Annotated in this window: 2 protein-coding genes; one reads left to right on the top strand and one right to left on the bottom strand. The window is 73.3% G+C overall.

What is annotated here, in order from left to right; genetic code table 11:
- Window positions 1–257 (top strand): FAD-linked oxidase C-terminal domain-containing protein (locus tag BZY54_RS49000; RefSeq protein ID WP_279634791.1); only part of this gene is annotated, 257 nt, incomplete at its 5' end.
- 73 nt (window positions 258–330) lie between these two features.
- Here the strand turns inward: BZY54_RS49000 and BZY54_RS48995 are convergent.
- Window positions 331–513 (bottom strand): SsgA family sporulation/cell division regulator (locus BZY54_RS48995; RefSeq protein ID WP_143668492.1); only part of this gene is annotated, 183 nt, incomplete at its 5' end.

Genomic DNA, 513 nt, shown 5'->3' with positions numbered 1-513 from the left:
GTGACGGCAACACGCACCCGACCGTCTGCTTCGACGCGCAGAATCCCGACGAGTCCCGGCGCGCCCGCGAGTCCTTCGACGAGATCATGGCCCTCGGCCTGCGGCTCGGCGGCACGATCACCGGCGAGCACGGGGTGGGCGTGCTGAAGAAGGAGTGGCTGGCACGCGAGATCGGCCCGGTGGGGGTCGAGATGCAGCGGGCGGTCAAGCAGGTCTTCGACCCGCTGGGCATCCTCAACCCCGGCAAGCTGTTCTGACCCGCGCGCCTCCGCCTCCCTCCGTTCACGCTCCCGCTCCCGTTCCCGCTCTGCGTGATCGCGCTGTGCGCGCTCACCGGGCGAGCAGCTCGGCCCGCCCGTCGTCGAAGCCGGGCTGCTCCCCCTCACTGCCCGGCGGCACCACGCGCAGCGTGCGCTCCAGCCACGCCGACACCGGCGCGGCCGGTGCCTCCAGCAGGGCCTCGCCGCCCGGTGAGCTCAGCGCCACGAGCGCTGCGACCGTTCGCCTTCGACG

Origin of the sequence: Streptomyces carpinensis, assembly GCF_002154505.1 — a bacterium.
Taxonomy (GTDB): domain Bacteria; phylum Actinomycetota; class Actinomycetes; order Streptomycetales; family Streptomycetaceae; genus Streptomyces; species Streptomyces carpinensis.
Note: the sequence above shows the minus strand (reverse complement) of the source record. Positions and strands in the feature narration are given on the sequence as shown.